General features: G+C 63.1%; 1 protein-coding gene. It reads left to right on the forward strand.

Features of this window, described 5'->3' with window-relative positions; all coding sequences use genetic code 11:
• Positions 1-287: M20/M25/M40 family metallo-hydrolase (locus AC0L3U_RS39180; RefSeq protein WP_473365088.1), on the forward strand; the 287-nt coding region annotated here is incomplete at both ends.

Here is a 287-nt window from a genome sequence, read left to right on the forward strand (position 1 = left end):
GCAAGTTCGATGGCTGCTACGGGGTGATGGCCGGCCTGGAAGTGATCCGCACCTTGAATGAGCTCAACATCCAAACCGAGGCGCCGATTGAAGTGGTGGTGTGGACCAACGAAGAAGGTTCGCGCTTTGCGCCGTGCATGATGGGCTCCGGGGTGTTCGCCGGTAAGTTCGACCTGCAGGACACCCTCGACAAGCAGGACGAGCACGGCCTGTCGGTGGGCGCGGAATTGCAGCGCATCGGTTATGCCGGTTCCCGCGCCGTGCTGGGCCATCCGGTGGGCGCGTAT

This window comes from Bradyrhizobium sp. Kon69 (assembly GCF_055807515.1).